The sequence below is a fragment of the Mesorhizobium sp. M0676 genome, from assembly GCF_040320535.1.
GTDB lineage: Bacteria > Pseudomonadota > Alphaproteobacteria > Rhizobiales > Rhizobiaceae > Mesorhizobium.
Genome location: NZ_JAMYPU010000003.1, coordinates 110,019 through 128,959 on the forward strand (window position 1 = coordinate 110,019; position 18,941 = coordinate 128,959).

General features: G+C 63.4%; 18 protein-coding genes. 9 read left to right on the plus strand and 9 right to left on the minus strand.

The annotated features are described in order from the left end of the window. Nucleotides 1-227 precede the first annotated feature (227 nt). Entirely contained in the window at nt 228-698 is a 471-nt protein-coding gene (locus tag NKI35_RS04490; protein WP_023672886.1) for a VOC family protein, read from the plus strand. A gap of 179 nt (nt 699-877) precedes the next feature. Here NKI35_RS04490 and NKI35_RS04495 read toward each other — a convergent pair whose 3' ends face one another. Further along, nucleotides 878-2,470, minus strand: coding sequence for a peptide chain release factor 3 (locus tag NKI35_RS04495; protein ID WP_352738772.1), 1,593 nt, complete (start codon nt 2,468-2,470; stop codon nt 878-880). Between the two features lie 138 nt (nt 2,471-2,608). Here NKI35_RS04495 and NKI35_RS04500 point away from each other — a divergent pair, with 138 nt between their 5' ends. Beyond that, nucleotides 2,609-3,682, plus strand: coding sequence for an NAD(P)/FAD-dependent oxidoreductase (locus NKI35_RS04500; protein ID WP_352738774.1), 1,074 nt, complete (start codon nt 2,609-2,611; stop codon nt 3,680-3,682). On the opposite strand, the gene NKI35_RS04505 is transcribed toward NKI35_RS04500, so the two are convergent. From NKI35_RS04505 to NKI35_RS04515, 3 genes are all read right to left on the minus strand, one after another. Then, the gene (locus tag NKI35_RS04505; protein WP_352738776.1) at nt 3,676-5,049 is read right to left on the minus strand and encodes an amidase; all 1,374 of its coding nucleotides are present in this window, start codon (nt 5,047-5,049) and stop codon (nt 3,676-3,678) included. The two genes, NKI35_RS04500 and NKI35_RS04505, sit on opposite strands and share 7 nt — an antisense overlap. A gap of 155 nt (nt 5,050-5,204) precedes the next feature. Then, nucleotides 5,205-5,999, minus strand: coding sequence for a class II glutamine amidotransferase (locus NKI35_RS04510; protein ID WP_352738778.1), 795 nt, complete (start codon nt 5,997-5,999; stop codon nt 5,205-5,207). 15 nt (nt 6,000-6,014) lie between these two features. Beyond that, complete coding sequence (locus NKI35_RS04515; RefSeq protein ID WP_023685117.1) at nt 6,015-6,269, minus strand: DUF6356 family protein; 255 nt, start codon at nt 6,267-6,269, stop codon at nt 6,015-6,017. A gap of 114 nt (nt 6,270-6,383) precedes the next feature. Between NKI35_RS04515 and NKI35_RS04520 the strand changes: the two genes are divergently transcribed. The 6 genes from NKI35_RS04520 to NKI35_RS04545 all read left to right on the plus strand — a co-directional run bounded on the left by NKI35_RS04520 (nt 6,384) and on the right by NKI35_RS04545 (nt 10,973). Beyond that, nucleotides 6,384-6,854: an Lrp/AsnC family transcriptional regulator gene (locus NKI35_RS04520; protein ID WP_023746649.1), complete on the plus strand. Its 471-nt coding sequence runs from the start codon at nt 6,384-6,386 to the stop codon at nt 6,852-6,854. A gap of 85 nt (nt 6,855-6,939) precedes the next feature. Continuing rightward, a complete protein-coding gene (gene dut, locus NKI35_RS04525) occupies nt 6,940-7,425 on the plus strand; it encodes a dUTP diphosphatase (protein WP_023698959.1) in 486 nt (161 codons plus the stop codon). Further along, nucleotides 7,426-8,085 (plus strand): HAD family hydrolase, encoded by a 660-nt coding sequence (locus NKI35_RS04530; protein WP_352515279.1) that lies wholly within the window; start codon nt 7,426-7,428, stop codon nt 8,083-8,085. A gap of 176 nt (nt 8,086-8,261) precedes the next feature. Next, complete coding sequence (locus NKI35_RS04535) at nt 8,262-9,080, plus strand: hypothetical protein (protein WP_352738780.1); 819 nt, start codon at nt 8,262-8,264, stop codon at nt 9,078-9,080. Nucleotides 9,081-9,158: 78 nt separating this feature from the next. Then, a complete protein-coding gene (locus NKI35_RS04540) occupies nt 9,159-9,962 on the plus strand; it encodes an isocitrate lyase/PEP mutase family protein (RefSeq protein WP_352738782.1) in 804 nt (267 codons plus the stop codon). A 12-nt stretch (nt 9,963-9,974) separates the two neighbouring features. Further along, nucleotides 9,975-10,973: a proline racemase family protein gene (locus NKI35_RS04545; protein ID WP_352738783.1), complete on the plus strand. Its 999-nt coding sequence runs from the start codon at nt 9,975-9,977 to the stop codon at nt 10,971-10,973. Nucleotides 10,974-10,978: 5 nt separating this feature from the next. Here NKI35_RS04545 and NKI35_RS04550 read toward each other — a convergent pair whose 3' ends face one another. Next, nucleotides 10,979-11,680, minus strand: coding sequence for a sulfate transporter family protein (locus tag NKI35_RS04550; protein WP_023746645.1), 702 nt, complete (start codon nt 11,678-11,680; stop codon nt 10,979-10,981). Between the two features lie 197 nt (nt 11,681-11,877). Further along, nucleotides 11,878-12,780 carry a DMT family transporter gene (locus NKI35_RS04555; RefSeq protein WP_023746644.1) on the minus strand — a complete coding sequence of 301 codons (903 nt, stop codon included), beginning with the start codon at nt 12,778-12,780 and terminating at the stop codon, nt 11,878-11,880. A gap of 215 nt (nt 12,781-12,995) precedes the next feature. Here NKI35_RS04555 and NKI35_RS04560 point away from each other — a divergent pair, with 215 nt between their 5' ends. Further along, complete coding sequence (locus NKI35_RS04560; RefSeq protein ID WP_023692653.1) at nt 12,996-13,988, plus strand: adenosine kinase; 993 nt, start codon at nt 12,996-12,998, stop codon at nt 13,986-13,988. 71 nt (nt 13,989-14,059) lie between these two features. On the opposite strand, the gene NKI35_RS04565 is transcribed toward NKI35_RS04560, so the two are convergent. The 3 genes from NKI35_RS04565 to NKI35_RS04575 form a co-directional block, all read right to left on the minus strand. Next, entirely contained in the window at nt 14,060-15,133 is a 1,074-nt protein-coding gene (locus NKI35_RS04565) for a GGDEF domain-containing protein (RefSeq protein ID WP_352738786.1), read from the minus strand. Nucleotides 15,134-15,257: 124 nt separating this feature from the next. Beyond that, a complete protein-coding gene (locus NKI35_RS04570) occupies nt 15,258-17,537 on the minus strand; it encodes an NADP-dependent malic enzyme (protein ID WP_023685127.1) in 2,280 nt (759 codons plus the stop codon). Between the two features lie 143 nt (nt 17,538-17,680). Then, on the minus strand, nt 17,681-18,862 hold the full coding sequence (locus NKI35_RS04575) for a glycosyltransferase family protein (RefSeq protein ID WP_032891613.1): 1,182 nt from the start codon (nt 18,860-18,862) through the stop codon (nt 17,681-17,683). Nucleotides 18,863-18,941 lie beyond the last annotated feature (79 nt).

Below are 18,941 nucleotides of genomic sequence, written 5' to 3' on the forward strand. Positions count from 1 at the left end.
CGGCGCTGGATTTGGATCGCAGGGTTTATAGACCGGCAAGTATGGTCTGGCCACATTTTTGCAATGCGCCAGAGTCTCGCTGAAATCAGGGTTTCGAAAAAGATTGCCGGCCAGTGTCGGATCGCTAGCCCGGCATCCGTCCTTGGGACGACGGCAAGGGAATGGCACCATTTCAATAAGTCAGCAGCTTCACCTGTAACCGCAACCAAACAACCGAGGAGCATGACATGCAAAAGATCACCACCTGCCTGTGGTTCGATGGCCAGGCCGAAGAGGCGATGAATTTCTACGTTTCCATCTTCAAGAACTCGAAGGTACTGAGCGTGCTGCGTTGGCCCGAAGGCCATGCCGATGCCGGCAAGGCGCTGGTGACCACGTTCGAACTCGACGGCGTGCAGTTCCAGGCACTCAACGGCGGACCGCAATTCAAGTTCAACGAGGCGATGTCACAGTCGATCGACTGCAAGACCCAGGAAGAGGTCGATTATTTCTGGGACAAGCTCATCGAAGGCGGCGGCGAACCGTCGCAATGCAGCTGGCTGAAGGACAAGTTCGGCGTCTCCTGGCAAGTCGTGCCGGAGCAACTGCCGCGCCTGCTTCTGGATCCGGACCGGGCCAAGGCCGGGCGGGTGATGTCGGCGATGATGCAGATGAGCAAGATCGATATTGCCAAGATCGAGGAAGCTGCGGAGGGGTGAGAAGGGGTCCGCGTAGCGGACGAAAAGCCAATTGCTTGGCTTTTCGAGCTTCGAACGCCCTGAGCCATGCGAACGGCCGGCGCGCGTTGGAGCCAATTGACCCTTCAAGGTCGGCGCTGCCCCTCATCCGCCCTTCGGGCACCTTCTCCGCGTAAGCGGGCAGAAGGAAAAGGGGCGCCTTACGCCGCCTTGTCGCGGACCTGGTAGTCCTTGATGGTGGCGAAGCGGATCGCCCTCCAGCGTTCGGCTTCGTAGTTCAGCGAGAAGGCGTTCTGGGCCAGAAACACCGGGTCGTTGTCGAGATCGCGGGCGATGTCGCCGCGATGCGCCTCAATGAAGCGAAGCGTTTCGGCCTTGTCGTCGGCAGAGATCCAGCGGCAGACCGAGAAGCGCGACATTTCGAATTCGACCGGCAGCGTGTATTCGAAATTCAGCCTTTCCTTCAAGACGTCGAGCTGCAGCGCGCCGACAACGCCGACGATGGCCGGCGAGCCGTCTTCCGGCGAAAACAGCTGCACGACGCCTTCCTCGGCCATCTGGTGCAGCGCTTCCTTGAGTTTTTTCGCCTTCATCGCGTCGCCGAGGCGCACACGGCGCAGGATTTCCGGCGCGAAGTTAGGTACGCCGCGGAACAGTATCTCCTCGCCTTCGGTCAGCGTGTCGCCAATGCGCAGCGTGCCGTGGTTGGGGATGCCGACGACATCGCCGGCAAACGCTTCGTCGGCGGTGACGCGGGTACGGGCAAAGAAGAACTGCGGCGCCGACAGGCTCATCGGCTTGCCGGTGCGCACCAGCTTGGCCTTCATGCCGCGCTCGAGCTTGCCCGAACAGACACGCACGAAAGCGATGCGGTCGCGGTGGTTGGGGTCCATGTTGGCCTGGATCTTGAACACGAAGGAGGTCATCTTCTCCTCCGCCGCCTCGACCTTGCGGGTGTCTGCGTCCTGCGCACGCGGCGGCGGGCCGAAGGCGCCGAGCGCCTCGATCAGGTCGCGCACGCCGTAATTGCGCAGCGCGGAGCCGAAATAGACCGGTGTCAGATGGCCTTCGCGGAAGGCGTCGATGTCGAGCGGGCGGCAAGCCTCGCGCGCGAGCTCCAGCTCCTCTATGAAGGCCTCGCGCTCGTTTTCCGGCAACAGGCCGGCGACGCGGTTGGAGTCGGGGCCGTTGACCGGTGTGCGGTCTTTCTCTGCATCGCCCTTGCGCACAGCGTTGAGCGCCAGGTGGTAGGTGCCGGCAAAAGTCTTGCCGCGGCCGATCGGCCATGTGATGGGGGCAGTGTCCAGCGCCAGCTTCTGCTCGATCTCGTCCAAAATCTCGAAGGGGTCGCGGCTTTCGCGGTCCATCTTGTTGATGAAGGTGATGATCGGGATGTCGCGCAGCCGGCAGACTTCGAACAGTTTCAGCGTGCGCGGCTCGATACCCTTGGCGGCGTCGATGACCATGACGGCGCTATCGACCGCCGACAGGGTGCGGTAGGTGTCGTCGGCAAAATCCTCGTGGCCGGGCGTATCGAGCAGGTTGAAGACATTGTCCTCATATTCGAAGGTCATCACCGAGGTGACGACCGAAATGCCGCGCTCGCGCTCGATCTTCATCCAGTCGGACCGGGTCTGGATGCGATCCTTCTTGGCCTTGACCTCGCCGGCAAGCTGGATGGCGCCGCCGAACAGCAGCAGCTTTTCGGTGAGCGTCGTCTTTCCGGCGTCGGGGTGGGCGATGATCGCGAAAGTGCGGCGGCGCGATACCGCCTGTTCGATGTCTTCAGCCAATTTCTGGAATCCTGTCTGTGGCGCGGGCTTCTAGCAGCGCATTGCTGGCCTGTCGACAGTTTCGGGCCGGCAGGCCGACCACACTTGAGCTTGAATCGTTACGGTGGCATCAGAGGAGCCCATTCTGAGAGGTCCGGTATGAGCAGCGCTAAAGAAGTCATCGTCATTGGCGCCGGCATTATCGGGGCGTCCATCGCCTGGCACCTGACCAAGGCCGGGGCGCGGGTGACTGTGATTTCCGATAGTGGTGCCGGCGGCGTCGCCACGCCAAACTCCTTTGCCTGGATCAACGCCAGCTGGGGCAATCCCGAAATCTATTTCCGGCTGCGCATCCGTGCGATGGCCGAATGGAAGCGGCTGGCAAACGAGCTGCCCGGCCTGCCGCTCGCCTGGTGCGGCGGGCTGTGCTGGGATCTGCAGGCCGACAGGCTCGAAGCCTACGCGGCTGAGCACGCTTGCTGGGGTTACGGCATCGAACGCGTCGACGCCGGGCGGGCAGCGCAAATCGAGCCCAATCTCGTCGAGCCGCCGGAATTCGCTGTCTATGTCGCGGAGGAAGGCGTGGCCGAACCGGTCGCAGCGGCCAAGGCGCTGCTGGCCCACGCAGAACGGCAAGGTGCGCGCGTTCTCTCCAGTTCTGTAACCGCACTTGTCCAGACCGATGGCAGGATTGCCGGTGTCGATACATCGCATGGGCTGATGCCAGCCGAAGAGGTGGTGATCGCAGCCGGTGTCGGGGCGCCCGATATTGCCGCTACCGCCGGCATGAAGCTGCCAATCGAGACGCCGCCCGGTCTGATCGTCCACTCGCAGCCCTACAAGAAGCTCCTCAACGGGCTGGTGCATGCCGAAAAGCTGCATATGCGCCAGACGGCGGAGGGCCGCATCATCGCCGGCTCGGATTTCGCGGGGAGCGATCCCGGTGAGAATCCCGACGCCACGGCGCGCGAGCTGTTTGCAGCAATGAAGGCGGCTTTGCGCGGCGCCGACGAACTGGAATTCGATTTCCACACGGTTGGCTACCGGCCGACGCCGATCGACGGCTTTCCGATCATCGGCCGCGCCGAGGGCACGGAAGGTCTCTATGTCGCCGTCATGCATTCCGGCATAACGCTGGCGCCCGCGGTCGGGCTGTTCGCCACGCGCGAAATTCTCGACGGCGAGCGTGATCCGCTGCTGACGCCTTATGGGTTGGGTCGGTTTGCTCAGTAGCCCGGCGGACGCTTGAAGCCGCCGGTCAGCGCTTCGATCGCCTTGGCGATGCCGAGCAGCCGCGATTCCGACCAGCGCTTGCCGACCAGTTGCAGGCCGATAGGCAGGCCGTCGCGGTCTTGCCCGCAGGGCAGCGAGAGTGCCGGATGGCCGGAATAATTGAAGACCGCGCCATAGGCCGGTAGCATCCAATAGCTTTGCTCCTTGCCGTCGACTTCGATCGGCGTGCCGGGCTCACAATGCGCGAAGGCCGTGGTCATGGCGACCGGGCACAGCAAGGCATCGCAGGTTTCGAAGAACCTGTCCCAGGCCAGGATCGAGCGGTCGCGGCGAGCGAGCGCCTCGAACCAATTGGTGATCGGCGTTGGCTGCTCCGGCGGTTCGGGCTGCGCTGCCTCCAGCATCATGCCGATCAGATCGCCGCCCTGCTCCAGATCGTCATGCAGATCGATCTCAGGCAAGTTCGCTTCTTCCACAATCACCCCTGCTGATTGCAACCGCTTGGCCAGGCTTTCGACCGCGGCAGCGATTTTACCAGCCACCGGAAAGCCGGGGAAGGACGGCGCGACGGCGATGCGCAATGTCTTGAGGTCGAGCCTGGGCATGGCCTCTACGGGCACCGGCGCGAGGTCGGTGTCTGCTCCGTCCGGGCCGGCGATGATTTTGTAGATCAGCGCAAGATCCTCCACGCTGCGCGCCAGCGGGCCGAGGCAGGACATCAGCCGCACGCTGCGCGCCGCGCCGTTCGGATCGGGGAAGGCGCCGGCCAGCGACACGCGGTGCTCGGTCGGTTTCAACCCGTAGACGCCGCAAAAAGCCGACGGCAGGCGGATCGAATCCTGCATGTCGGTTCCGACATCGAACGGCGTCATCCCGGTCGCCACTGCTGCCGCGGCGCCACCGCTGGAGCCGCCTGAAGTGCGCGATAGGTTCCAAGGATTGCTGGTGCGACCGAACAGCGGATTGTCTGACTGCCAGTCGCCCAGCATGGTCGCGACATTGGTCTTTCCAATCAGGATGCCGCCTGCGGCTTTCAATCGGGCGACGACCGGACTGTCTGCCTTTGCCACATAGTCGGCGAATGGTGCGAAACCAACCGTGGTCTTCATATCAGCGGTTTGGTGCATGTCCTTCAACGTGAAAGGCACGCCATGCAGCGGTCCGAGCGCATCGCCGCGCGCCTGCACCGCGTCGGCTTGTTTCGCGCGCTCGCGGGCGCCTTCCCGATCGAGATTGACGACCGCGTTGACCGCCTCGTTATGCAGGTCAATCTGCGCCAGTTGCGCGTCTAGCGCCTCAACGGCGGAGATTTTTCGCGCCGCAATCGTGGCGGCGAGGTCGACGGTCGAGGAGAAGACTAGGTCCATGGCGAATGCTCCGGCAGTCGGCGCCTTCGCCAAATGGCAGGCGCGGCTTGAAGTGAGTTCAGCATTTCTAGGACAGGGAACGCTTGATCGTAATTGCGCTGACCGGTTCGGTTGAGGGGGGCGCGAAGGAATGCGGCCTACCCTGTTTCCTTCGATCAGCCCACCAGCGCGAGCTTCGCAGTTGCCGGCACGAACGGCCGAATAACCATCCCATCGCCGCTGATCGTGACAAAGCTCGCCGGCGGAATGGCCTGCCAGTCGCTGCCTTCGCGGTCGAAGGGTTCGGAAACGATGCAACGGCCGCCGTTGCGCACCGACGTGTACAACGTCGGCGCGTGATCGTCGCTGGCATAGCGCACGGCATAGAGCGCCTGCCCATCCGAGAACGCTGCGGTCAGTTTCAAGGCTGGCTCCAGACCGGCGCGGCGCGATGCCTCGATGACGCGAGCGGTGGCGCGCGATACTGCCCCTTGCGGGTCGCCAGCAAGACCCTCGTCGATCATCAGCAGGAAAAACAATTCGGAATCGGTGGTGCCCTCGCGCTGGTCGAAGACGGCGTCGCAGAGCGAGTTCTCCAGCGCGCGGCGGATCTTTTCGAAGCCGCCGATCTGGCCGTTGTGCATGAACGACCAGCTGCCGGAGATGAAGGGATGGCAGTTCATGCGGCTGGTGGCGCCGCCGGTCGACGCTCTGACATGGGCGAGGAACAGGCCGGATTTGATCTGCCGGCACAGGCTTTTCAGATTGGGATCCGACCAGGCCGGCAGGATGTCGCGGTAGAGGCCGGGCTCGGGCCGGTCGCCATACCAGGCAAGGCCGAAACCGTCGCCATTGGTCGGCGACTTGGCTTCCTGGGCGCAATGGCTCTGGGCGATGAGCGAGTGGCAAGGCGCGGTGACGACGTCCTCGAGGAAGACCGCGTCACCCAGATAGGCCGCCCATCGGCACATCGCTTCTAACCAATCCTAGGCGCGATCCAAGAGAGCCTGGGGCTCCTTGACCGCGTGCGAGCCTCTGTTGTGCGTCCGTTCATAGAGTTCGCGAACGATTCGGCTTGCCGTAGTTTCGAAGAGAAACGGCAAGAAAGCGTGAACGAGTGCCGCACCAGCGGCCATCAGGAGGCGCGAGCAGAACCAGGCGGCAAAGGCCATATGGCTGAAATAGGTCTCGCCCACCTTGGCCGGGTGAGAGGTGAACAGCTTCGAAAACAGCGTCGTCATGGTGATCCCTCCTGCCGGGATAAGCCCCGATGTGGGTATCCTGCCACGGGGTAAAGGTTCATCGGTCTCAATTTGTCCTTGTCTAACGCCGTCGTTCGGGACATTCATCCCAACATGGCGCTTGAATTCGATGAAATCGACCGAAGATTGCTGGCCGAGCTGCAACGCGACGGCACACTGTCGGTCGATCAGCTCTCCGAAAAAGTGTCGCTGTCGCGCAACGCCTGCTGGCGCCGGGTCAAGCGGCTGGAAGAGGACGGCGTCATCACCGGACGGGTGGCGCTGGTCGATGCCGACAAGCTCGGGCTCGGACTTTCGGTGTTCATCCTGATCCGCACCTCCAATCATGACCCGAACTGGCTGCAGAAGTTCCGTGCGGCGGTGACCGGTTTTCCCGAGATCACCGGGGTCTATCGCATGTCCGGCGATCTCGACTACGTGCTGCGCGCCCGCGTTGCTGACATGAAGGCCTATGACCGGCTCTATCAGCGGCTGATCGCCAAGGTGGCGCTGTCGGACGTTTCGGCCTCCTTCGTCATGGAGGAGATCAAGGAGACGACCGTCGTTCCGGTGGAATTGCGCTAGGTCACACTGACGCCTGAAAGAAAGCCGTTGATAGGCCTGCGGACGAGTTGACCGAATCGCCGTTCGCGCCGATAGGATCGATTTTATGCGCGCAGCCTTCCAAAATTCCTCCGTCATTGGTCCCACTGTCGGCTTCGTCAGGTTGCCGCATGGAGATGGACTTCCTCTTCCCGCCTATGAAAGCACCGGCGCCGCCGGCATGGATCTGCGCGCCGCGGTGCCGGAAGACCGGCCGCTGCTGATCCTGCCTGGCAAGCGCGCCTTGGTGCCGACCGGTCTGATCCTGGAAATTCCCGAAGGAATGGAAGGCCAGGTGCGGCCGCGCTCCGGCCTTGCCTTCAAGCATGGGCTGACCGTCCTCAATTCACCAGGCACGGTCGACAGCGACTATCGCGGCGAGGTTAAGGTGCTGCTGGTCAACCTCGGCGACGAGGATTTCGCGGTGACGCGCGGCATGCGCATTGCCCAGATCGTCTTTGCCGCGGTGACGCAGGTGACGGTTGAGGAGCGCTCGCTGGCCGGCGCCACGACGCGCGGCGCGGGCGGGTTCGGATCGACCGGCACCGCCTGAATGAGCATACCGAAACTGGTCATCTTCGACTGCGACGGTATCCTGGTCGACACCGAGAACCTTGCCAACCGGCGGCTTGCCGAGTGGTTTGTTGCCGCCGGTTATCCCACCACATTCGAATATTGCCGCAAATATTTTTCCGGCCGCAGCATGGCTGCGGTGCAGAAGGAAATCGAAGAGACGACCACGGTGCGGCTCGGCGCCGATTTCGTCGATCGCTGGAATGCCGGCCTGCCCGATCTGTTTGCGCATGGCGTCGAGGCGATCCCCTATGTGCGCGACTTCATCGAGGCGGTTCGCGCGGCCGGCATTCCCTATTGCGTCGCCACTTCTGCGCGTATCTCGAAGATGCACATCACGCTCGGCCAGACCGGGCTGCTGCCGCTGTTCGAGCATGCCATGTTCTCTTCGACCATGGTCAGCCGCGGCAAGCCGTTCCCGGACCTGTTCCTGCATGCGGCAAAGACCATGGGTTTTGCGCCGGCCGACTGCATCGTCATCGAGGACAGCGTTGCCGGCACGCAGGCCGGCATTGCCGCGGGCATGCGTGTCTATTCCTATCATGGCGATCCCTATTCCGACCGCGATGGCCTGGCCAGCGCCGGCGGCGTCCTGTTTGACGACATGCGCGAACTTGCCGGGCTGGTGCCGATCCACTGAAGCTGTGTTAGGTTCCGCGCGGCCAGCCTGAGGCGCCCATGCCAACGAACCTGCTTCGCTCCATCCTAAAGCGTTTCACCGTTTCATGGAAACGGCGAACCGCTCTATCTTTTTGTTTTGTTGCAATTTCCGGCCGGAAAACCGCACACACTTTTCCTGAAATTGCTCTAGCGCTTGTGCTGCTGCCGTGGCTTTGGACCGCAGCCGGCGCGCAAGCCGTCAGCTTCCCGGAATTCGGCAGCGCCATCCCCGGCCACATGGATGTGACCTATCTGGACCTCGCAAGGATGGTCATTCCCGGCCTCGCAGGTGACAGCAACGGTTTCTACCGGGGTGGATTGCCGATCGGGATGCGCCACATCGAGGGACCGGATGGCGGCGGTTCGCCGCCTGAGACATCGGGCCTCTCCAACGCCGGCGTGCTCGCCATCAAGGCCGGGGGCAAGGACCGGCTGGCGATGCTCTACGACCTCGGCGACTCTCCCGACAGCGCCGAAGGCTATGCCGTGCTGGCGCTCTACGACATCACAGACAAGCCGAAGCTGCTCGACGCCGTCAATGTCGCGCTCGACCGCGGCACCTATTTCCGTGAACCGGGCAAGCTTTCCGTTGGGCCGAACGACGACATCGTGATCACCATGAGCGCGCATTTCAATTCAAGCCAAAACTACGCGATCACGCCGCTGATCATGGTGCGCGACGACAAATTCCAACTGATCGACATGATCTTCACCTTCGATGAGAACCTGTGCGCCTACAGCCGCAAGCAGGATGTTGCTTTCCAGACGATCACTGACGGACAGCCTTATGCCGCGGTCAAAGTGACGGTGACCGACGCCACGGTGCTCAACGGCGAGAGCTGCGACGACCAGCCCCCCAAGCCTGAAGCCCACGCAATTTCCGTTACCTATCATTGGGACAAAAAGACGTTGCACTACGTCAAGGATTCCGACGCGCTGGACAAACTGGCAGGAGAGAACGCCAAACGCTTCTGAGCCAACCGCATTCGTTTGCCCGGTGCATTTCTGCACGATAGAAATCTGCCGACATTTCCGCATCTGAAGGGAGCACTCATGGACAAGGGCAAGATCTTTCGCGACCTGCACGCCTCGACCTTCGTCATGCCCAATCCCTGGGATGTCGGCACGACCAAGCTCCTGGCCTCCTTCGGCTTCAAGGCGCTGGCGACCACCAGCGCCGGTTTTGCCTTCTCGCGCGGCCTGCCCGACGGCGCAGTAACGTTCGAAGCGATGATCCACCATTGCCGCGAGCTGACGGCGGCGACCAGCCTGCCGGTGTCGGCCGATCTCGAGAAAGGCAAGGGCAACAGCGCGACGAGTGCCGCCGAGACGGTTTTTGCGGCCGAAGCGGCAGGTCTCGCCGGCTGCTCGATCGAGGACCATACCGGCGATCCCGACAAGCCGATCTATGAGTTTTCACACGCCGTCGAGCGCGTTGCATCTGCTGCTGAAGCCGCACGGGCGCTCAAGCATGATTTCGTCTTCACCGCGCGGGCCGAGAATTTCCTTTGGGGCAAACCGGATCTCGACGACACGATCAAGCGGCTGCAGGCCTTCGAAAAGGCCGGCGCCGATGTGCTCTATGCGCCCGGCCTCAAAGATGTCGAGACCATCCGGAACATCTGCTCGGCGGTGAGCAGGCCAGTCAACGTCATGGCACTGCCGGCCTTCACCATCGCCGACCTTGCCATGGCCGGGGTCAAGCGCATCTCGCTCGGTCCGTGGCTGACCAATTTCGCCTTCGGCATGCTGGAAACCGCGGCGCGCGAGATCCAGCAGGACGGCACGTTCGGCTTCACCCGCGCCGCCATGCCGTTCGGCAAATTGCAGGCGCTGTTTTCCAAATCCTCAGGCTAAGGGGCCCGGCGCATGACGCTCACCGTCGTCGACATGCACACCGGCGGCGAGCCGCTCAGGATCGTCACCGGCGGCTATCCAGACATTCCCAAAGGCACGATCCTGGAAAAGCGCGCCTATGTGCGCGACCACCTCGACCATTTGCGCAAGCTGCTGATCTTCGAGCCGCGTGGTCACTACGACATGTATGGCGCGCTGCTGGTGGAGCCCGACCTGCCCGGCGCCGAGCTGGCCGTGCTGTTTATGCACAACGAGGGCTATTCGACGATGTGCGGCCACGCCATCATTGCGCTAGGCCGCTACGCGGTTGACGAAGGCCTGGTGCCCAAACAGGAGCCAATCACCACGGTCAACATCGAGGCTCCGTGCGGCTTGGTCGTCGCTTCGGTGGAGGTCAAGGACGGCAAAGCGGGATCGGTGTCGTTCGAAAGCGTGCCGGCCTTTCTGTTTGCCCATGACCAAAAAATCGAATTGGGGGGACACGGCAAGATTGCGTTCGACATCGCCTATGGCGGCGCCTTCTACGCGCTGGCTGACTGCCATCAATTCGGCCTGGAGTTCGGCCGCAGCCGGGTGCGCGATTTCGTCGACGCGGCAACCGCGCTGACCGAGCGGCTGAAGGCGGCGTTCCCTCTATCGCATCCTGACCATGCCGATCTCGCTTTCCTCTACGGCACCATCCTCACCGATGGACACGATGCATTCTCCAGCGAGGCAACAAAAAACATCTGCGTCTTTGCCGATGCCGAGGTCGACCGCTCGCCGACCGGCTCCGGCGTCACCGCGCGGCTGGCGGCAATGCATGCCAAGGGTGAGATCAACCCTGGTCAGGAGCGGTCCTTCGAAAGCATCGCCGGCTCGCGCTTTTCCGGAGCGGTGGCGCGCACGACCATGGCCGGCCCGCATGATGCGATCATCGCCCGCGTCGGCGGCCGCGCCTACTATTCGGGCCGGGCGGAATTCACCGTCGAGCCGGATGACGAATTGGGACGCGGTTTTCTTCTGCGTTGATAGGCCTATCGCCCGGCGCTCTCCCGCGCGCCGACCGCCTTGTGCAGATGCACCATCATGGCGGCGGCAAAGAGCGGCGTCAGCAGGTTGAGCAGGGGCACGGCGAGGAAGGCAGCGATGAGCAGCCCGGCCAGAAAGACGGTGCCGGCATATTTCCGGCGCAACGCCCTCGCCTCATCTTCCGGGCGGAAGCGCATGGCGGCGAATTCGAAGAATTCACGTCCGAGCAGATAGCCGTTGACGATGAAGAAGGCGGCGATGTTGACGCCTGGAACCAACAGAAGGAGCAAGGCGACGATGTTGCCCAGGATGACGACGCCGAAGAATTTCACCGACAACACGAGCGAGCGCAGCGCCGGCATGGCGCGTCCGACGGGATCGGCCGGATAGTCGGTGCGCTCGACCACTTCGGCGATGTCGTCGAGAAACAGGCCGGCCACGATTGCCGTCACCGGCGCGATCAGCAGCGCCATCCCGAAGGCAAGCGCGATGGCAGCGATGATGCCGCTCAGCCATCCGGCCCAGGACGGCAGGCCGGGCAGCAAGGAGTGAACCCATGGCAGCGCCAGCCAATCGACAAGCCCGGTCAAGACGAACCACAACGCGACCAGCGCCAGCACGGTCAAGCCCAGCGTCTTCAGGAAAACCGCGCGGAATTCGGGAGAAAACAGCCGGCTGAAGGCGGCGCGGGCAGCGTTGAAGATCACGGCGTTTCACCCCCAGGAACGAACGGATATCTCCGACATAGGCTGAGACCCTGTCAGCCGCAAGCCTGCTGGAGCGGGCGCAATTCCGGACGGGAACTAGAGCATGATCCCAAAAAGTGGGTACCGGTTTTTGGAAAAGATCATGCTCCAACAAAGGGTTAGATCATGATGAGATTTCAACCAAATCTCATCACGATCTAGCGCGCCAGCGCCCGGGAGCGGGCTGGGATGGTCATTGCCGCAACGCCGGCGACGACGCAGCCCATGCCCCAGAAAGCTGTCGGCCCAAGGCTCTCGCCGAGGAACACGACGCCGATGCCGACGCCGATCGGCACGCGCAGATAGGCCTGCGACGTCGTGCCGACCGAACCAAGCGTGTGGATGAGGCGGAAAAAGATGCAGAAGGCCAGCGCCGTGGAGAACACCGACAATGCCAACAAGGCCAGTATCGACGCCATTGAAGGCGACAGGGTCCACGGGCGGTCGAAGGCCAGGCTCAAGGGGACGAGGATGACCGCGCCGCACAGCATCGAGCCGGCGGCCGGCAGCATCGGGTCGAGTCCCCTAAAGCCGCGGCCGAAAATGGCGGCGCCGGCATAGCAGACCGTGGCGGCAATGACGGCAAGCTGCGCCCACAATTGATGGCCGAGCCCGCCAAGCGCCTGGGTGCCGACGATCAGGCAAATACCGGCGATGCCTGCACCGACACCGAACAGCTTGCGTGCGGTTACGGTTTCGTGGCGCGTGATGAGCGCGGTCAGCAGGAAGGTGAAGATCGGCGAGGTCGCGTTGAGAATGGTGGCCAGACCGGCGTCGATGGAGCGCTCGGCGGCGGCGATCAGCGTGAACGGCACGACGCTGTTGAGGCAGGCCTGGACCATGAACCGCCACAAGGTCGCGCTGTCCTTGGGCATGGCGAGGCCGCGCCAGCGGATCAGCGCGAGCAGGATGGCGCCGGCAATCAAGGTGCGGGCAGCGATGAAGGATATCGGCGGGATCGTCTCGACACCGATCTTGATGAAGGTATAGGACGCGCCCCACAGGGCGGCCAGCACGCCAAGCAGCGCCAGTTCGGTGGTCATGTCGGTCTTTGCTTGCATGCGGGTGCTTCCAGCGCTTGATTTGAGGCCAAGCTTGTAGGCGACCCGGCGGTCAGATGCTTCGGCCACGGTCGAACTGTGATGGAGCCTCGTCCCAGGCGCGCGCGCCGGCTTGGGCCGGCAAAGGATGGAAATCGGTTGCCATTTTTCGGGGTGATGCTGTAGACCCGCCCGGGCGCGGCAGAAAGCCGGCAGGTTCCGAGGCGGAGACATTGATGCCGGATTTTGACGTGCTTTGCATCGGCAATGCCATTGTCGACATCATCGCCCAGTGCGACGACGCTTTTCTCGAGACCAACGGCATCATCAAGGGTGCGATGAACCTCATCGACACCAAGCGCGCCGAGCTGCTCTACAGCCGCATGGGGCCGGCGATCGAGGCCTCGGGCGGCAGCGCCGGCAACACGGCGGCGGGCGTCGCCAGCTTCGGCGGCCGCGCCGCCTTCTTCGGCAAGGTGTCGAACGATCCGCTCGGCGAAATCTACGCCCATGACATCCATGCCCAGGGCGTTGCCTTCGACACCAGGCCGCTTGAGGGACAGCCGCCGACGGCGCGCTCGATGATATTCGTCACCCCCGATGGCGAGCGTTCGATGAACACCTATCTCGGCGCCTGCGTCGAACTCGGCCCGGAAGACGTCGAGGCCGACAAGGCATCCGGCGCCAAGGTTACCTATTTCGAGGGCTATCTGTGGGATCCGCCGCGCGCCAAGGAGGCGATCCGGCAGACGGCGAAGCTCGCACACGAGGCCGGGCGCGAAGTGTCGATGACGTTGTCGGATTCGTTCTGCGTCGACCGCTACCGGGACGAGTTCCTCGAGCTGATGCGCTCGGGCACTGTCGACATCGTCTTTGCCAACAGCCACGAGATCAAGTCGCTCTACCAGACAAAATCCTTCGACGAGGCGCTGGCGGCTATCCGCAAAGACTGCAAGATTGCCGCCGTCACCCGCTCCGAAAAAGGCTCGGTGATCGTGCGCGGCGACGAGACCGTCACCATTCAGGCGACGACGATCCGCGAACTGGTCGACACCACCGGCGCCGGCGACCTCTATGCCGCCGGTTTCCTCTACGGCTACACCTCGGGGCGCAGCCTGAAGGATTGCGGCGATCTCGGCTCGCTGGCCGCCGGGCTGGTGATCCAGCAGCTCGGGCCACGGCCGCGGCAAAACCTGCGCAGCGCGGCCCAATTGGCGGGGTTGCTGTAGGGCCGTCTTTCGGCGCGCAGCGCCGAGCCAGATGAGGGGTTCCCGCCGGATCAGGCTGTCCGGCGCTCCGCTCAGGCGGTGCGGCGAAGGTCGTCGGACGTAGGCCCGGGTTCCAAAGCCCCGGCGGTGACCAGCCGGTTGCGGCCGCTCTTTTTGCCGATGTACATCAGTCGGTCGGCGAGCGTTATCAGCGCCTCCGAATCGGACGCTTCCGCCGGGTAGATGGCGACGCCAACGGTGCAACCAACATGGATGGCACCATTCGGCGTCGGCACCTTGATCCGCAGCTTTTCCAGGATACGTTCGGCGACGCCCACGGCCTTCTGTCGGGCCCGGCTAGCCTCTCCTGAAAACAGGAATGCGAACTCGTCTCCACCGAGCCGCGCCACGAAATCAGCGCTGCGCAGGACGGTGCGAAGCTGACCCGCCACCTCATGCAGCAGCGCGTCGCCGGCCTCGTGGCCGAGCGTGTCGTTGACCTTCTTGAACCTATCGAGGTCGATGAACAGCAGGCCGGCCGCCTGGCCGGTGCTGTCGCAGCGGTCGATCACCGACCTCAGCTCGTTGTGAAAGGCGCGCCGGTTGGGCAGGCCGGTCAATGCATCGTGGTTGGCCGAGTGGTCGCTGTGCTGCTTGGCCAGCTCGATCTCGCGCTTTTGTACGGAGAGTTCCTCATTGGCGGCCTTGAGTTCGAGCAGCAGCTCGGCGTTGAGATCCTCGACGACCTTGCGGTCGCTGATGTCGACGACGAAACCTTCCAGGAATTCCAGTTCGCCGGCCTCGTCCCAGACGCCGCCGCCGATCTCGCGGACCCAGAGCGGCTGGCCGACCTGCGGCACGATGCGGTAGTCGACGTTCCAGTTGCAGCGCGCCTCGAGCGCGGTATCGACGGCGGCATAGACGGCAGCGAGATCATCCGGGTGGATGGCCGAGACATAGTCGCGCACGGCATTTTGAATGAAGTCGCTCGGCCGATAACCGCTGACGGTGAAAATGCCGTCGCTGATGTAGAGCATGGTGTAGGACGCATCGTTGCGGCAACGGTAGAGATAACCGTCCATGCGGCCGGTGATGCTCAGCAGCGCATCCAGGCGCTCGTCGTGATAGACCCCCTGGCCGACCACAGATGCCGTGTCATGCTTCATGGCCGCACCCCCGTTTTGGCGGTCTGAGCGCGCCGCCAATGCCATAAGGCCATAGGGGGCGAGAACGTTCCCTATAGCAGCCGAATATTATCAATCTCTTATGGGTTGGCGATTTTGCCGCCAATCAGGCTCCCGCGCTATAGGCCGCGATCGCAGCCATGTTGACGATGTCTGAGTCCTTGGCGTTCAGCGAGACGATCTGGACCGGCTTGTTGAGGCCGACCAGCAGCGGGCCGATGACGGTGGAGCCGCCGAGTTCCTGCAGCATCTTGGTCGAGATCGAGGCCGAGTGGAACGCCGGCATGATCAGCACGTTGGCCGGGCCGGTCAGCCGGATGAACGGATACTGCGCCATGGCGCGGGCGTTCAACGCAACGTCGGCGGCCATCTCGCCGTCATATTCGAAATCGACGCGGCGCTTGTCCAGGATACGCACCGCTTCCTGCACCCGCTCGGAGCGTTCGCCCTGCGGGTGGCCGAAGGTCGAATAGGCAAGCATGGCGAGCCTCGGCTCGTAGCCCATGCGGCGGGCAAATCCCGCCGCCTCTTCGGCGATGTCGGCGATCTGCTCGGCATTGGGCATGTCGTGCACGGCGGTATCGGCGACGAGGACTGTTTTGCCCCGCGCGAGCACGATGGAGACGCCGATGACGCGGTGTCCGGGCTTGGCGTCGATGACGCGGCGGATATCGTCAAGCGCCGTGGAATAGTTGCGGGTGACGCCGGTGACGATGCCGTCGGCATCGCCCAGCGCCACCATGCAGGCGGCGAAATGGTTGCGGTCGTTGTTGATCAGCCGCTGGCAGTCGCGGAACAGGAAGCCTTTGCGCTGCATGCGCTCGTAGAGATAATCGGTATAGATGCCGTTGCGGCGCGACAGCCTGGCATTGATGATCTCGATGCCTTGCTTGTTGAGGTCGATGCCGGCGTGCCTGGCGTTTTCCTTGATGACATCGTCGCGGCCGAGCAGGATCGCGGTGCCGAGCTTCTGGTTCACATAGGAGACGGCGGCGCGCATCACCTGTTCTTCCTCGCCCTCGGCAAAGACGATGCGCTTGGGCTGGCGGCGGACGCGGTCGTAGATGCGCTGCAAGGTCGAGGCGATCGGGTCGCGGCGGGCCGACAGTTCCTGCGCGTAGCGGTCGAGGTCGAGGATCGGCTTGCGGGCGACGCCTGACTCCATCGCCGCCTTGGCCACAGCGAGCGGGATGGCCGAGATCAGGCGCGGATCGAACGGCACCGGGATGATGTAGTTCGGGCCGAATTTCGGCCGGTTGCCCTGATAGGCGGCGGCGACATCGTCGGGCACGTCCTTGCGCGCCAGGTCGGCCAGCGCTCTCGCTGCGGCGATCTTCATGTCGTCATTGATGGTGGTGGCCCTGACATCCAGCGCACCGCGGAAGATGTAGGGGAAGCCCAGCACATTGTTGACCTGGTTGGGGTAGTCGGAACGCCCGGTGGCCATGATGGCGTCGGTGCGGATTTCGGCCACTTCCTCCGGCGTGATCTCCGGGTCGGGATTGGCCATGGCGAAGATGATCGGGTTCTTGGCCATCGACTGCACCATCTTGGTGGTCAATGCGCCCTTGGCCGACAGGCCGAGGAAGACGTCGGCGCCGTCCAGCGCCTCGGCCAGGCTGCGCGTGTCGGTCTTGACCGCATGCGCCGACTTCCACTGGTTCATGCCTTCGGTGCGGCCCTGGTAGACGACGCCCTTGGTGTCGCACAGGATTATGTTCTCGGGGGCAAAGCCCATCGCCTTCATCAGTTCGATGCAGGCGATGCCGGCGGCGCCGGCGCCGTTGCAGACCATTTTCGTGGTCTTCATGTCGCGGCCGGTGATCTCCAGCGCGTTGATCAGCCCGGCGGCCGAGATGATGGCGGTGCCGTGCTGGTCGTCATGGAAGACCGGGATGTCCATCAATTCACGCAGGCGCTGCTCGATGATGAAGCATTCCGGCGCCTTGATGTCTTCCAGGTTGATGCCGCCGAAGGACGGGCCGAGAAAGCGCACGCAATTGATGAATTCGTCGGCATCCTCGGTGTCGACCTCGAGATCGATGGAATCGACATCGGCGAAGCGCTTGAACAGCACCGCCTTGCCTTCCATCACCGGCTTGGAGGCCAACGCGCCGAGATTGCCGAGGCCGAGAATGGCGGTGCCGTTGGAGATGACGGCGACCATGTTGCCGCGCGTCGTGTAGTCGAAGGCGCGGCTGGGGTCTTCGGCGATGGCCAGCACAGGAACCGCGACACCCGGCGAATAGGCGAGGCTCAGATCGCGCTGCGTCGCCATCGGCTTGGTGGCGACGATCTCCAGCTTGCCGGGGCGGCCCATGGCGTGGAATTCCAGCGCCTCCTCGGCGCTGACGGAGGGGCCGCTGTTTTCGGTTTTCTTGGCCATGATGCTTTTGATTTCCTCGCCGGTGCCGCACCCTTGAGACGGGTGTGTGTTTTTGAAACTTCTGAATCAAGGCTACACGCCACCGCTGTAAACCGCCAAGCAATCTTCACGCCCGCAGCGAAATCTCCCGAAGTCGAACGGCGTCACGTCGGCTCTGGCTCGCTGACGAAGGCAGCGATTTCGCGCACCGTTCCCCGTCGCATCATGCCGTCTGTGCCGGGGAAAGGCCACGTCTCGATGGGTGGCGCACGGCTTCCCTTGCGCCGCAGCAATGCAGTCAGGAACGCCATGAGTTCGATGCGCTGGGCGTGAACCTTCTCCAGCGTGCGGCGGCGGATGTGCTGACGCGGTATGGCACGATCTCGCAGCGTCTCGACGGCGCGGCGAATGGCAGCCGGTTCCGGATCGGCGACGATGCAATAATCCGGATCGAAATAGACGTCGCGACCGCCAAGGCTCGGCGTACTGACGATCGGCAGGCCGGCCATCAGATATTCCATCGAGGAGTACATCGCTCCTTCCACGGCCGACAGGCACAGCCCGACGGCGGCCTGGTTGTAGACGCGGTTGACCTGTTGCGCCGTCAGCTTGCCCGGCCAGCCGTCGACGAGCGGATTGGCGATCTGGTGGAGCGGCGAACGCGCCTGCAGTCGCCGAACAAAGGCGCGGGCGGCAACCGGCGGCAATTCGCCGATCGAATAGGTGATGTGGGCCAGCCGCTCTATGTCGAAGGCCAGGTGATGGCGTTTGATCGGCGAGATGCGGCCATTGTAGACCGCGTCGAATTCGACCGGCACGTCCGGCAGCGGCCGGAATATATCCTCCGACACCATCAGATTGTGGTTGGAGAAGATGGCATTGCCGCCCGCAGCCGCGACGAGACGGCGCTCTTCCTCGGTGTTGCACAGGAAGATGATTTCGTGCAGCGGAAACCGGCCGGCATACCAGGCGAGATCGCGGCCCATCCGGGCGATGACAGCCGGCCGCTCCATGGTCCAGGTCTGCATCGTCAGGAAGGTGACGCGCCGTCCCGCCAGGCGCCGGCCAAGGGCCGCCAGCGGATAGAGCGGACGGGCTCCGCCAATCGGGACATAGAGCACCAGCGGGTCGCGGCTGAGCACATGCAGCGACATCTCGATGCCGCTATCGAGATCGGACAGCGGTCCCCGTGTCGGCAGGAGGAAGGGGACGCGCTTGCGCACTGTCCCCCTAAGCTTGCTTTTGGTGCGGTGGACGCGCCGCGCCGCCAACAGCAGCAGGCGCTCAAGCGCCGATCCAGCCGGACCGACCAGCTCTTCGAACGCCTCCTGTTTGTCCTGATCCATGCCGCTTATCCCCGCCATGGCGATCATAGGGTCTGGTTGGCGCCCGAAGCAACCAACGGCTTCACCCGGCGTAGAGGGA